The sequence below is a fragment of the Flavobacterium sp. GQ95 genome (genome assembly GCF_059758655.1).
This window is the reverse complement of the sequence record NZ_JCAXEB010000003.1, coordinates 434,131-447,790: the sequence shown is the minus strand read 5'-3', so window position 1 is coordinate 447,790 and position 13,660 is coordinate 434,131. Positions and strand designations below refer to the sequence as shown.

The following is a 13,660-nucleotide window of genomic DNA, read 5'->3' as shown; positions in this document are numbered from 1 at the left end:
GAAAACTGAGACTGTTTACTCTTTAGACGCCAAGTATCTCTCTGCATCAAGAGCCGCCATACAACCTGTACCTGCAGCAGTAATTGCCTGACGGTATACATGATCTGCAGCGTCTCCGGCTACAAAAACACCATCAACGTTAGTTTTAGATGTTCCCGGAGTATTGATAATATAACCAGTTTCATCAAGAGTAATGTAATCTTTAAAGATATCTGTGTTTGGTTTATGACCAATGGCTACGAAAAATCCGGTTGCAGGAATTTCGATAACTTCAGCAGTAGTTTTATTTAAAGCTTTTATAGCATGAACAACATTATTATCTCCCAAAACTTCAAGAGTATCGTGGTTCATTAAAATTTCGATATTTTCTGTTTTACGAACGCGTTCTTCCATAATTTTTGAAGCTCTGAATTTTTCGCTTCTTACCAACATCGTTACTTTTTTACAAAGTTTAGATAAGTAATGCGCTTCTTCACAAGCAGAATCTCCTGCTCCAACAATTACAACTTCCTGATTACGGTAGAAAAATCCATCGCAAACGGCACAGGCAGAAACTCCTCCACCCATATTTAAATAATGTTGTTCTGATGGTAATCCTAAATATTTAGCCGAAGCTCCCGTAGAAATAATAACTGTTTCGCAATGCAATTCGATGCTGTCGTTAATCCAAACTTTATGAATATCTCCTGAAAAATCAACCTTAGTAGCCCAGCCATCACGAATATCTGCGCCAAAACGTTTTGCCTGATCTTGTAACTGAATCATCATTTCTGGTCCTGTTACTCCATCAACATAACCTGGAAAGTTCTCTACTTCATTTGTAGTTGTTAACTGACCGCCTGGCTGCATTCCCTGATATAAAATTGGATACATATTTGCTCTGGCAGCATAAATTGCAGCAGTATAACCTGCAGGACCAGAACCTATAATAAGGCATTTAATTTTTTCGATTGTATCTGACATAATAAGTGTAGTTTTTTGTGATGCAAATGTAAACTTTATTATAAAAAATTACCACCAAATTAAATCCTAAATAACTATCTCAAAATAAGTTTTATTTATTTTGATATTTTCCTTTTGTAAACAGAATTTATTACTATATTTGCATCCGCTTACGGGCATCACAATAATACATCTTCGGGGTGTAGCGTAGCCCGGTTATCGCGCCTGCTTTGGGAGCAGGAGGCCGCAGGTTCGAATCCTGCCACCCCGACAAAAGTCTTTTCATTTATTTGGAAAGACTTTTTTTTTGGAATAAACTGAAACATAAAATCGATCAACATTATAGATTTCTAAGATTTATCTCATTCAAAACATAGCCCACGGTTTCAACCGTGAGGACGCATTATATTAATCACGATACGTTTCCCATGGTTGAAACCGCGGGCTATGTTAAAAAAACAAACCCTCTGAACACAATCGATCTTCAGAGGGTTTGTTTTAAAATATTTATAACTTATTTACTTCTCCATATCAATATACGCAGGATATGATTCACGGTTGGGCAAATCAAATTCTTCATCGTAAGGCTGTATACCTAAACTATTGCTGTATAATGCAACACGTTTTACACCAGTTGCTGTGCTGCCACCAATACCATTAATCACGTTTTGAATATTACCAGAACCAGCAAAACGATTGATGCACATTTTTTCAAATTTCACATTCGGGCTGTTAGGAATTTCAAATCCATTTTTTTTATTCACATTGCCATCAGTTCCTGTAAAAACTGCGTAAGAACCCATTCCTATACTATAATGTTCTTTTACGGTATTTGCTACCTTGAAAGCTGCATAACCATCAACTCTGCCTGCTTGACTGCTCCAACTTGCCTGATTTGGAGCATCATATGGTGGTTCGTTTTGGAAGAAATAGGTTCTGCCACGTTCTCCCAACCATAATACTTCATATTCTTGAAAGTGTTCTACAAAAAGAGCATAAAGTGTAACATCGTCGCCAGTAACGATAAGTCCGTTTTTGCATCTGTCCCTTATCCAACGTTCATGTCCACCTTTTGGAAAACCATGATCGGCTCGCCAAAGCCAGAAGTGATCGCCCACCACATTGTTACTGTTTATTTGCATAGAAGCATGAATCTGAATATTTTTTGATTGAACCCCACCTACTCTGCAAGTGATGTCTGAGAGCAGGATAGGATCTGCAGAATGGTCTGCATTTGCTCCTTCATCACCAATTCTAACTTGATAAGTTGTACTATTGAATGAATCCATAAGAAGTCCGGCAATAATAATTCCATCCTTGTCATCAGCATAGATACATCCCCAAGTATTTTTTTCAGTAGGTTCAAGCGTTACCGAAGCTATACCAGCACCCAGAAGGATGGCTTTCTTTCTATTCACCTGAATAGGAGCATTCAATGCGTAATGCCCTGGTGTGAAAAATATATTTTTCCCATTTTTTAACGCGTTATTGATTTCTACATCGGTGTCGCCTTCTTTGGTAACATACCAATCCGTAAGTAAATCTTGAATTTTCCCTTTGCCCATATCTGTTGATGACCAGGAAATTCCTAATCTATCCTTTTGCCATGCCGGAACAAATACTTTGTACTCTCCATCATTATCTATAAAAAGAAAAGGTTTTTCTCTTATAATAGGCGTAGTAGAAATTGGAGAGTTGGTATCATCTGCTTGTGGAGGATTGACGCAACCTTGCCAAACCATATTATACGAACCACCCATAGCTCCCGAACCTGACGGGAAAATAGCATTTCTGGTGTACCATTGTTGTTGCCCGGCCCAGTTTGGTCTGGATGATGTATAATGAGTATCAGCAATAAAACCACCGCTACCCCAAAAGTTGGTGTTACCAACATCTGAAATATATTTCGAAGTACTTTCAATTAGCATTCTTCTTGCGCTGGTTGATTGAGAAACTGTCCAGGCAAAATCTCGCATCACTTCCACATTTTCCACAGAACGCCAAAATGTACATGTAGCATTTGCTCCTCCAGAAAGATGAGGCCTGGTGAATATCGAACCCAATTTAACATCTGATGGTAACTTACCCAAACCTCCAATATGAGAGTAAAATCCTAATTCTATTGAGTTAGCTTCTGCCGATGATGCAGAACCTGAGCCACCCGAATCGTAAGTTTGACCATTAACATTTGCTTTGAAATAATAAGCCTGCCGTTTTATAGTCCATTCGCCATTTGATCCTCCCAGACCAATAGCGCTAAATTGCGAATTAATTTCGTTTCGGGCAGTTTCTGCTTTTTCATATTTCCTATCATAGAAATACATATTGTTACCAAAAATTTGATTCTCTAATGAAAGTACTATGGTTATAGCATTACGAGTGATTTTATAATAGTTTTCATATTTGTTAGTATTTGGCTTATTATCTGTGAATGTCAGTTTCGAAATCGAACCTACCAAAACAAAATCTGATGCCAAACGACTGCCGCCTCTTGTAATTATGTAATTTCCTGAAGAACCAAATGCTGGCCATGATAATGTTATACTATGTTTCTTCTTGTTATAAACAATCTTGCCCTCTATTTTATTCTCCTGTTTTATTTCATCACAAGGATTGGATCTTACAAAACTGCACAGCAGCAACATAAATGCAAATGCAGTAAATATTGAGATTAACTTTCTAATCATAATAATTCTTTTTGGTTTAATGGTAATTATAGTTTTAATGATTTGAAAAATAGTTATAATCTTTAACCTATAAGTTCACTTTTGGGGTCTATTTTCTTATCAAAAACTATACAAAGTATGCCTTTATCGTAATACAGATTGGTAATTGCAAAAATAAGGACGGAAAGCCCTTAGTGAGTACTTCAAGAAATTAAACTAAAATCAGATTTAACATTTGAATATTTTTCTCGAGTTAAACTTTTATTTATGTCTTTTATATAAAAAATATAAATAAAACAGAACCAAATTTTATTTAAATCCTATTTAAAGAGAATACTTAAATTCACAAAACACGCACAAAACAACGGCTTCCCAAAGTTTAGCAAATGTTAACAAAATAGATTTTCAAAAACCATAAATAATTGTATTTTTACGGTTCAAAATTTAGAAAATAAATGGGCAAAATCATTGCGATTGCTAATCAAAAAGGAGGCGTTGGAAAGACTACTACATCGGTAAATCTTGCAGCCTCATTAGGTGTTTTAGAAAAAAAAGTATTATTGATTGATGCTGATCCTCAAGCAAATGCCACATCTGGACTTGGGATTGATGTAGAATCAGTAGAGATTGGTACATACCAAATACTTGAACATAGCCACACCCCAAAAGAAACCATCGTGAAATGTTCAGCTCCAAATGTCGATGTGATCCCTGCTCATATTGACCTTGTAGCCATCGAAATCGAATTGGTTGACAAAGAAAACAGAGAATACATGCTTAAAAAAGCATTAGAAAGTGTAAAGGACGAATATGATTTTATTATTATTGACTGTGCACCTTCTTTAGGTTTATTAACCCTGAATGCTTTAACAGCTGCAGATTCAGTAGTTATTCCAATTCAATGTGAATATTTTGCACTTGAAGGATTAGGAAAATTATTGAACACTATAAAAAGTATTCAAAAAATACACAACCCGGATCTTGACATTGAAGGATTGCTTCTTACAATGTATGACTCAAGATTACGTTTATCTAATCAGGTGGTTGAAGAAGTTCAGAAACACTTTAACGATATGGTTTTTGACACGGTTATTCAGCGAAATGTAAAATTAAGCGAAGCACCAAGTTTTGGAGAAAGCATCATCAACTATGATGCAACCAGCAAGGGAGCTGTTAATTACATTAATTTAGCTCAGGAAATTATAAAGAAAAACAGCAAATAGTTTTTATGACAAAAGCAATTAAAAAACAAGCCTTAGGAAGAGGATTATCAGCATTATTAAAAGATCCGGAAAACGACATTACATCAGTAGAAGACAAAAATGCTGACAAAGTTGTTGGAAATATCATAGAGCTTGAAATAAGTGCTATCGAAATAAATCCGTTTCAGCCTAGAAGCAATTTTAATGAAGAATCTTTACGTGAATTAGCCACTTCTATTAAAGAACTTGGTGTGATTCAACCTATTACTGTTCGAAAATTAGAATTCAATAAATACCAGTTAATTTCTGGAGAACGTCGTTTACGTGCTTCAACTTTAGTGGGTCTAACACATGTTCCGGCGTATATCCGTATTGCAAATGACAATGAGTCATTGGTTATGGCTTTGGTTGAAAACATTCAGCGTCATGACTTAGATCCAATTGAGATTGCACTATCCTACCAACGTTTAATTGATGAAATTCAGTTGACTCAGGAACAAATGAGCGAGCGTGTTGGAAAAAAACGTTCTACAATTGCCAATTATTTACGTCTTTTAAAATTAGATCCGATTATCCAAACTGGTATTCGTGATGGTTTCATCAGCATGGGACACGGTAGAGCGATCATTAATATTGAAGACTTGGATGTCCAGACGGATATCTATCAAAAAATAGTAAGCCAAAACTTATCTGTTCGTGAAACGGAGGCGTTGGTAAAAAATTATCACGAAGGTGTAAAACCAAAACCAGAAGGAGAAGCAAAAGCAAAAGCAGAGTCTTCATTCCTTGTTAAAGAAACACAAAAAAATACTTTCAACGATTATTTTGGTGCAAAAGTTGATATAAAAGTCGCTGGCAACGGAAAAGGAAAAATCACAATTCCTTTTAATTCCCAGGCTGATTTTGACAGAATTATAAAATTAATAAACGGATAGTGAATAAAATTGTCCCCATAAGTCTATTGTTCTTTCTTATAGGAACCGTTTCTCTTTTTGCCCAGGCAAAAAAAGACACGGTTTTGGTTGTTAAAGACACTACTAAGTTACAAGAAATAGACCCGCTTACGCCAGCAAAAGCTGCCTTTTATTCGGCAATTTTACCAGGTTTAGGTCAGGCATACAACAAAAAATATTGGAAAATTCCTTTAGTTTACGGAGCAATTGGTACCAGTTTATATTTTTATATTGACAACAATAAAAAATACCATGATTATCGTGATGCCTACAAACGAAGACTTGAAGGCTACAACGATGACGATTATCAATTTTTAGATGAGAGCAGACTTATTGCCGGGCAAAAATTCTATCAACGAAACAGGGATTTATCTGCATTGTTTGTTGTAGGTTTTTATGTTTTAAACATTATCGATGCCAATGTTGATGCCGCTTTAATTCAATTTAACGTAAACGAAAGACTATCAGTACGTCCGGAAATTTATCCAGCTGATGTAACTTTTAAACCAAATGTTGGACTAACTTTTAATTACCACTTTTAAATAGGTTTTGTTACTATTTAAAATTCAAAAAAATACATAAAATGAAAATTGCACTTTTAGGATACGGAAAAATGGGTAAAGTAATTGAACGAATTGCTTTAGAAAGAGGTCATGAAATTGTTTTAAAGAAAGATGAAACTAATACTTTTGAAGGACTTTCGACTGCTGATGTCGCAATAGATTTCAGTGTTCCTACTGCCGCAGTAGATAATATATCCAATTGTTTCCATGCAAATGTTCCTGTAGTATCCGGAACAACTGGCTGGTTAGAACATTTTGATGAAATGGTTGCATTGTGCAACGAAAAACAAGGCGGATTCATTTCGAGCTCTAACTTTAGTTTAGGAGTTAATATTTTCTTCGAACTGAACGAATATTTAGCTAAAATTATGTCACAATTTGATTCGTACAAAGTGACAATGGAAGAGATTCATCATACGCATAAATTAGATGCCCCTAGTGGAACTGCAATTTCATTAGCAAAAGGTGTTATCGAAAATAGCAATTATGCAAATTGGACTTTAGACGAGGCTAAAACAAACGAAATTCATATTGAAGCGAAAAGAATTGGCGAGGTTCCGGGAACTCATACCGTAACTTACAATTCAATTGTAGACAGTATCGAATTAAAACATACTGCCCATAACCGTGAAGGTTTTGCTCTTGGTGCCGTAATTGCAGCTGAATGGCTGGCAGGTAAAAAGGGAATCTACAGTATGAAAGATGTTTTAAACTTAAAATAATAAATTTAAAGTTTAAGGTTAATTCAACAAATCAACTTTAAACTTGAAACTTTAAACAAAATATTATGACTTTATATCTTTGGTTTGTTTTTTTCTTAGCCGTTCAAATCATTCATTTTCTGGGAACCTGGAAATTGTATCAGGCTGCTGGCCGAAAAAGTTGGGAAGCTGCGATTCCTGTTTACAATTCTATAATCCTAATGAAAATTATTGGCCGACCAACCTGGTGGACAATACTACTTTTCATTCCGATTATAAACCTGATTATGTTTCCTGTTGTTTGGGTAGAGACACTAAGAACGTTTGGTAAAAAATCAACTTTAGATACTTTTTTAGGAATTTTCACCCTTGGCTTCTATATCTATTATGTAAACTATACTCAGAAATTAGAATACAACGCCAACAGATCATTAACTCCTGAAAACAAAACTGCTGATACGATAAGTTCTCTTCTTTTTGCTATAATCGTAGCAACATTAGTACATACTTATGTAGTGCAACCTTATACAATTCCGACCTCTTCATTAGAAAAATCTTTATTAATTGGAGACTTTTTATTTGTAAGTAAGCTAAACTACGGACCAAGGGTACCGATGACAACTGTTGCACTACCAATGGTTCATGACTCTATTCCGTTAACAAAAAGAAAATCATACTTAAGCTGGCCACAATTACCTTATTTTAGACTACCTGCTTTCGAAAAAATAAAGCGAACCGATATTGTCGTTTTTAACTGGCCAGTTGATACGGTACATTACTTTTACGAACCAAAAGGAAGGCCGGGTGTAATAAAACCAATTGACAAAAGATCAAATTATGTTAAAAGATGTGTTGGTATTCCAGGAGATAGCTTATCTATAAAAGATGGTTATGTTTATATCAACGGAAAAAAATTAATTTTACCAGAAAGAGCAAAACCGCAATATTCATACAAAATAGCATTAGACGAAAAAACTCCAATTGATTTAGAAGCTCTTTTAAAAGAATTGAATGTTAATCTTGTCGATGTAAGAGGATTTAGAGATCCGGCTAAAAGAGATACTCTGTATATTGGCGCCTTAACAGAAGCTAATGCAGAACGAATGAAAAGCATTCCAGGTATTACTGGTGTAGTACGCGAAATTGCAACAGGAAATGATGATAGGATCTTCCCTCATATCAATAAATGGAACGAGGATAATTACGGCCCAATCTATATTCCGGAAGCAGGAAAAACGGTTGCTCTAACAAACGAATCATTACCATTTTACAAAGAAATTATCACAAACTATGAAGGTAATACTTTGCAAATAGATGGCTCGCATTTTATTATCAACGGAAAACAAACTAACTCCTATACATTCAAGCAAAATTATTACTGGATGATGGGAGATAATCGCCATAACTCAGAAGATAGTCGTTACTGGGGATATGTGCCTGAAAATCACATTGTAGGAAAACCAGTTTTTATCTGGTTAAGCTGGGACACTAACGGAAAAGGAATCAACAAAATTCGTTGGGACAGAGTTTTTACCACAGTTGACGGTGAGGGACAGCCACAATCTTACTTCAAATATTTCTTAATGGTACTTGCTGCCTACTTTGTTGGAGAGTATTTCTGGAGAAAGAGAAAAGAAAATAAAGCATAAAAAAACGTTAATTCGTTGAACTGGTAAATCGTTTAATCGTTTCTCAAAAAGGGCGATTAAACGATTTACCGATTAAATCAAAATCACAATGAACTCTTTAATACTTCCTACTTATTTTCCATCGATTAGCCATTTTGCAGTTATGGCTCAGTCTGAAAATATTACTTTTGAAATGGAAGATAATTTTCAAAAACAAACTAACAGAAACCGTACTTATATTTACAGTCCAAACGGGCTTCAGTTATTAAATATTCCTGTTAAGCATTCTAAAACATTGCATCAAAAAACAAAAGATGTTTTGATTGAAAATGAATTTGACTGGCAAAAACAACATTTTAAATCTTTAGAAGCAGGCTATAGAAGCTCTCCTTTTTTTGAGTTTTTTGAAGATGACATCCGACCTGTTTTTGAAAAGAAACACACTTTTCTGATGGATTTAAATATGGAAGTTCTGGACATTGTTACTAAATGTTTGAGAATGAAATTAGAGTTCGGGCAAACAACTGAATATTTCATGGAGGCAGAAAACATTTCTGATTTCAGATATTTGGCGAATGGCAAAAAAGACCCCAATTCGTTCGAAAAATATCCACAGGTGTTTGATGATAAACATGGTTTCGTAAACAACCTAAGTGTTCTGGATTTGCTTTTTAACGAAGGTAAATTTGCAATAGATTATTTAAAAACGCAAAAGATATTGTAACGTTGACAATCGTTTTAAAACAAAAAAAGGGGAGAATTTCTATAATTGAAATTCTCCCCTTTTTACTTTTCTTATATTATTTATTTTGCACCGGGAGGGCATTTTTCTTCTACAAATTTGATAAAAGTATTTATTAAATGCTCTTGAGTACCATCACCTTCATAGATAGAATGTGAACGATTTGGATAGATCATTAAATTAAAAACTTTATCATATTTAATTAACTCATTTATCAAAACTTCAGCATTTTTATAATGTACATTATCATCGCCTGTCCCGTGAATATAAAGTAAATTCCCTTTTAAGTTTTTTGCATGAGTCACTGGTGAAGCCTGAATATAAGCACTTTCGTTTTCATTTGGCAACCCCATATAACGTTCTGTGTATATATTATCATAAAAATGCTGATCTGTCACCGCAGAAATTGCTACTCCTGTTTTGTATATTTCAGGATATTGAAACATCAAATTTAATGTAACAGCGCCACCACCACTCCATCCGTGAACAGCAACTCTTTCTTTATCAATAAAATTCCATTTCAAAATTTCTTTTGCAGCCATTGCCTGATCACGGGTATTGATAATCCCGATATTTTTATAAATAGATTTTCTCCATTTTGTTCCTTTCAGAGATGGAGTCCCTCTATTATCCAATGCAATTCCGATATATCCTCTTGGGATCAACATATCTATAAATCCATTAAAATAAGGCATATCATTCGCTACAGTAGCCATTGGCTCTCCATAAACATAAAAGAACAGTGGATATTTTTTTGCCGGATCAAAATCAAGAGGTTTTGCCATTATACCATCCATTTCGATACCATCACCAGTCGTAACTTTAAACTTTTCTAAAGAAAACTGACGCGCCGGAGCTGTAAAAACATCAGCCTCTATTGGTAGTATTTTTTTATGATCAGAAAGCGAAACCAATCTTGAATTTAGATTACGATTGATATTAGAATTAGTATGTTTTGCATATGATCCGTCTGTAGAGAATTCATATTCATTTGTTCCTTCAAATGCTTCCGGAGTAATTCTTTTTGTTTTTCCTGATTTTAAATTGGTTTCGTACAAATAACGCTGAGTCGCATCTGTCGGACTTGAAATATAATAAATTGATTTTGTCTTGTCATTGTACGCCTTAAAATAAGCATCAAATTTACCTGTCGTAACCAACTCTTTCTTTTTTCCATCTTTGCTGATTTTATAAATATGCATCCACCCATCAGCATCAGAACTCCATAAAAAGGCTTTTCCTTCGTCTACAAACTGACACGGAAAACCATCATATACTCCTGAAGAAATATCAAAAACATCAATCCACGCAGGTGATTTTTCCTGATAGATTAAATTTGCTTTTCCTGATTTTGCATTGCAATTATAAACAGAAGCCTGATTTTGATATCTATTAAGTTGAACCACCATCACCTCTTCTTTTGCAATCCATTCCATACGAACCAAATAATTATTATCAGGCTCACCTGGAATATCCAGCCAATTTGTTTTTAAAGAAGCAATATCAATAACTCCAATTTTTACAGAGGAAGGTTTTTCTCCCGCTTTAGGATATTCCACCGGAACTATAAACGGATATAAAGCATCCGTGTTATTGATCATTAAATGAAATTTTGTTTCAGAAGCATCAACACGCCAGTACGCGATACTTTTTCCGTCAGGACTCCAGCGAAAGCCATCCCTGGCAGCGAGTTCTTCTTCATACACCCAGTCAAACGTTCCATTGATAACTTTATCTGTTCCATCTGTTGTTAAAGGCGTTATTTTACCTGAAACCAGATTTTCAAGATAAATATTGTGTTTCGAAACATAAGCAACATTTTCATTATCATTAGAAAATTTAGCAAACATTAGGGACGAAGCCTCTAAATTGCCTCCCAACTTTCTTCCATTTCCTGTTACCAAATCAAAAAACCAGTAATCTCCTTTGGTATTGGCTCTCCAAACTTTTTTTGAATTGGTATAAACCAATACTTTTGTTTTATTTTGATTCCAGACCAAATCTTCTACTTCTCCATCAAAACCTGCATTTTTTAATTGTTTGTCTGTTAAAATGGTACTCCCCTGATCTAATTTATCGACATCATAAACTTTAATATTCGCTGCTGAATTTACCCAAAAGGAATGCGAATTTGGCAGCCATTTTAATTCATTAATGTCAATATCTTTTTGAGCAAATATACTAGAGCAAACAAAAAGAAGTAATAAAAAATGTTTTTTAATCATAGTTTGGTTGGTATTTAGGAATTTTTAAACTTTGCGAACTACGCGTATACCTTTTGCGCTCTTTGCGGTAAAAAACTATTCTATCGAGAGCCTGGCCATAATAGGGTAATGATCTGAATTTTCGAAATCAGAAAAACTTTCAAATTGTTTGACTTTCATTTTACTGTCTGCAAAAATATAATCAATTCGTGCCGGATAATAACGGAATTTATAAGTTGCGCCAAAACCTCCTCCGGCTTCTTCAAAAGTATCTTTAAGCTTTCCTTTTATATTTCGATATACGTATGAAAACGGACTATTATTCATATCCCCACAAATGATAATCGGGTTTTTACATTGCTTAATATTTTCTTTAAATATCTCGGCCTGCTCTTGTTGTTGTCTGAATCCTTTACTAATTCTCGTATAGATTAACTGCGATTTTTGCTGATTTACATTATCAATATCATTTGAAATCTTCGCAACGTCTGGTGAAATTTTGATAGACTGCAAGTGCATATTGTAAACACGAATAATATCTTTACCTCGTTTTATATCAGCATAAATGACATTATTATCTGAATTTGGAAAAACAATATTGCCTTCATACAATATTGGGAATTTAGAAAAAATAGCCTGGCCTGTTTTAATCTGATTTCCATCAATAAAAATATAACGGTGTGGATATACTTTTAAATCTATATGAGCTGAATTCGAATATTCCTGGATACACAAAATATCCGGATCTTTTTCGTCTATAAAAGTTTTGATATTAGACGGAATATCATCTCGATCCAGCCATTTAAAAACATTAAAAAGACGCACATTATAACTCATTACAGAGAAGTCTTTTTCGTCTTTAACATATTCCTTTGCTGAAAATTTGTAAAATTTACTGATAAATGTAATTCCTGTCAGCAGCACTAAACCAGACAAAATAAGGCGCTTTTTAAACTGAATCGCCCAATAAATAAAGAAGAGTGCATTCAGCACAAAAAAAGCCGGCATAAACAGCGTCAGCACCGATAAAAGCGGAAAGCTCTTAGGTGCTAGAAAAGGTAAAATATAGACACTAAATGTAAGGACAGTCAGTACTATATTCAAAAAGAACATTATCTTATTAAACCACGAAAGGTTTTTCATATTTTGTTGCTAAAAGGATTATTTTCCAGCTTTAAATAAAAACTCTTTTTCTTCTTTTGTCAGACAATCATAGCCTGACTGGCTGATCTTATCTAAAATTTCATCAATTTGCTGTTGCGTTTTGTCTTTCGTAACAATTCTTGACGTCACTTTTTCTGTAGGTTTTTGATAATTTTTATGAACTTTTTTGAATGGGGTCGAAGGGGATTTTTTAAATAGATTTACAAAGAAATCAATTGTTCTGGAAATTATAATACTCAAATCGGTTCCGTTTTGAAGCAATTTGATAAAAACAAAACCGAACAATGCGCCAGCTAAATGCGAAATATGGCCACCCATATTTTCCAAACGAAGCTGCATTAAGTCCAGAATTAAGATTACAGCTGTAATATGCCACAATTTTACATTTCCGATCAATAATAAACGCACATTCATTAAGGGCTGATACGTTGTTGCTGCCACTAAAATAGCCATAATTGCAGCGGAAGCCCCAACTATGGATGCTGAATAACTTAAAAAATAATAACTTAATGCAAAAACAACTCCTGCGAAAATGGCACTCAAAATATACAATCCTAAATATTGTTTTTGCGTAAAAAACGTCAGGAATAACTGGCTCGCAAAATTCAAAACCATCATATTAAACAACAAATGCAAAAATGACGAATGAAAAAAGGCATATGTTAAAAATGTCCAGGGTCTGATTACAAAACTATTTGGATCTGATGATAAAGCCAGCCAATCCGGATAAGCAAAACCTCCACCTGAATATTGATAGAAAAATACCAATGAAATCAGGAAACAGGCAATATTCCAGTAAATAACACGCAGCGCAATTCCTCCTATTTTATATTGTAGTTTTAAATCATCTAAAATATTCATAAAAGCTTTCTTTAGTTTTTATAATTAGAACTTA

At 34.3% G+C, this 13,660-nt stretch carries 11 protein-coding genes and 1 tRNA gene; 7 read left to right on the top strand and 5 right to left on the bottom strand.

From position 1 onward, the window contains the following. Window positions 1-15 precede the first annotated feature (15 nt). The gene (gene trxB / locus AC6CH4_RS09300; protein WP_498102271.1) at window positions 16-963 is read right to left on the bottom strand and encodes a thioredoxin-disulfide reductase; all 948 of its coding nucleotides are present in this window, start codon (window positions 961-963) and stop codon (window positions 16-18) included. A gap of 175 nt (window positions 964-1,138) precedes the next feature. Here trxB and AC6CH4_RS09295 point away from each other — a divergent pair. Then, window positions 1,139-1,213 (top strand) — tRNA-Pro (locus AC6CH4_RS09295). Window positions 1,214-1,460: 247 nt separating this feature from the next. Here AC6CH4_RS09295 and AC6CH4_RS09290 read toward each other — a convergent pair. Continuing rightward, entirely contained in the window at window positions 1,461-3,629 is a 2,169-nt protein-coding gene (locus AC6CH4_RS09290) for a pectate lyase-like domain-containing protein (RefSeq protein ID WP_498102269.1), read from the bottom strand. 434 nt (window positions 3,630-4,063) lie between these two features. Between AC6CH4_RS09290 and AC6CH4_RS09285 the strand changes: the two genes are divergently transcribed. From AC6CH4_RS09285 to AC6CH4_RS09260, 6 genes are all read left to right on the top strand, one after another. Then, complete coding sequence (locus AC6CH4_RS09285) at window positions 4,064-4,831, top strand: ParA family protein (protein WP_026982801.1); 768 nt, start codon at window positions 4,064-4,066, stop codon at window positions 4,829-4,831. A gap of 5 nt (window positions 4,832-4,836) precedes the next feature. After that, window positions 4,837-5,745, top strand: a complete 909-nt coding sequence (locus tag AC6CH4_RS09280; RefSeq protein WP_194657099.1) for a ParB/RepB/Spo0J family partition protein — start codon at window positions 4,837-4,839, stop codon at window positions 5,743-5,745. Then, the gene (locus AC6CH4_RS09275; RefSeq protein ID WP_192187232.1) at window positions 5,745-6,305 is read left to right on the top strand and encodes a DUF5683 domain-containing protein; all 561 of its coding nucleotides are present in this window, start codon (window positions 5,745-5,747) and stop codon (window positions 6,303-6,305) included. The genes AC6CH4_RS09280 and AC6CH4_RS09275 overlap by 1 nt, the downstream gene beginning before the upstream one ends. 41 nt (window positions 6,306-6,346) lie before the next feature. After that, the gene (dapB, locus tag AC6CH4_RS09270) at window positions 6,347-7,048 is read left to right on the top strand and encodes a 4-hydroxy-tetrahydrodipicolinate reductase (RefSeq protein ID WP_498102267.1); all 702 of its coding nucleotides are present in this window, start codon (window positions 6,347-6,349) and stop codon (window positions 7,046-7,048) included. A gap of 65 nt (window positions 7,049-7,113) precedes the next feature. Next, window positions 7,114-8,676 (top strand): signal peptidase I, encoded by a 1,563-nt coding sequence (gene lepB, locus AC6CH4_RS09265; RefSeq protein ID WP_498102265.1) that lies wholly within the window; start codon window positions 7,114-7,116, stop codon window positions 8,674-8,676. Window positions 8,677-8,764: 88 nt separating this feature from the next. After that, on the top strand, window positions 8,765-9,379 hold the full coding sequence (locus AC6CH4_RS09260; protein ID WP_498102263.1) for a WbqC family protein: 615 nt from the start codon (window positions 8,765-8,767) through the stop codon (window positions 9,377-9,379). An 80-nt stretch (window positions 9,380-9,459) separates the two neighbouring features. Here AC6CH4_RS09260 and AC6CH4_RS09255 read toward each other — a convergent pair whose 3' ends face one another. The 3 genes from AC6CH4_RS09255 to AC6CH4_RS09245 form a co-directional block, all read right to left on the bottom strand. Next, on the bottom strand, window positions 9,460-11,622 hold the full coding sequence (locus AC6CH4_RS09255) for a S9 family peptidase (protein ID WP_498102261.1): 2,163 nt from the start codon (window positions 11,620-11,622) through the stop codon (window positions 9,460-9,462). Window positions 11,623-11,697: 75 nt separating this feature from the next. After that, window positions 11,698-12,744, bottom strand: a complete 1,047-nt coding sequence (locus tag AC6CH4_RS09250) for an endonuclease/exonuclease/phosphatase family protein (protein ID WP_498102259.1) — start codon at window positions 12,742-12,744, stop codon at window positions 11,698-11,700. Window positions 12,745-12,762: 18 nt separating this feature from the next. Next, entirely contained in the window at window positions 12,763-13,626 is an 864-nt protein-coding gene (locus AC6CH4_RS09245; RefSeq protein ID WP_498102257.1) for a rhomboid family intramembrane serine protease, read from the bottom strand. Window positions 13,627-13,660 lie beyond the last annotated feature (34 nt).

Coding starts and splice junctions, on each gene's coding strand:
- trxB (WP_498102271.1), bottom strand. CDS start 963: ATGTCAGATACAATCGAAAAAATTAAATGCCTTATTATAGGTTCTGGT.
- AC6CH4_RS09290 (WP_498102269.1), bottom strand. CDS start 3,629: ATGATTAGAAAGTTAATCTCAATATTTACTGCATTTGCATTTATGTTG.
- AC6CH4_RS09285 (WP_026982801.1), top strand. CDS start 4,064: ATGGGCAAAATCATTGCGATTGCTAATCAAAAAGGAGGCGTTGGAAAG.
- AC6CH4_RS09280 (WP_194657099.1), top strand. CDS start 4,837: ATGACAAAAGCAATTAAAAAACAAGCCTTAGGAAGAGGATTATCAGCA.
- dapB (WP_498102267.1), top strand. CDS start 6,347: ATGAAAATTGCACTTTTAGGATACGGAAAAATGGGTAAAGTAATTGAA.
- lepB (WP_498102265.1), top strand. CDS start 7,114: ATGACTTTATATCTTTGGTTTGTTTTTTTCTTAGCCGTTCAAATCATT.
- AC6CH4_RS09260 (WP_498102263.1), top strand. CDS start 8,765: ATGAACTCTTTAATACTTCCTACTTATTTTCCATCGATTAGCCATTTT.
- AC6CH4_RS09255 (WP_498102261.1), bottom strand. CDS start 11,622: ATGATTAAAAAACATTTTTTATTACTTCTTTTTGTTTGCTCTAGTATA.
- AC6CH4_RS09250 (WP_498102259.1), bottom strand. CDS start 12,744: ATGAAAAACCTTTCGTGGTTTAATAAGATAATGTTCTTTTTGAATATA.
- AC6CH4_RS09245 (WP_498102257.1), bottom strand. CDS start 13,626: ATGAATATTTTAGATGATTTAAAACTACAATATAAAATAGGAGGAATT.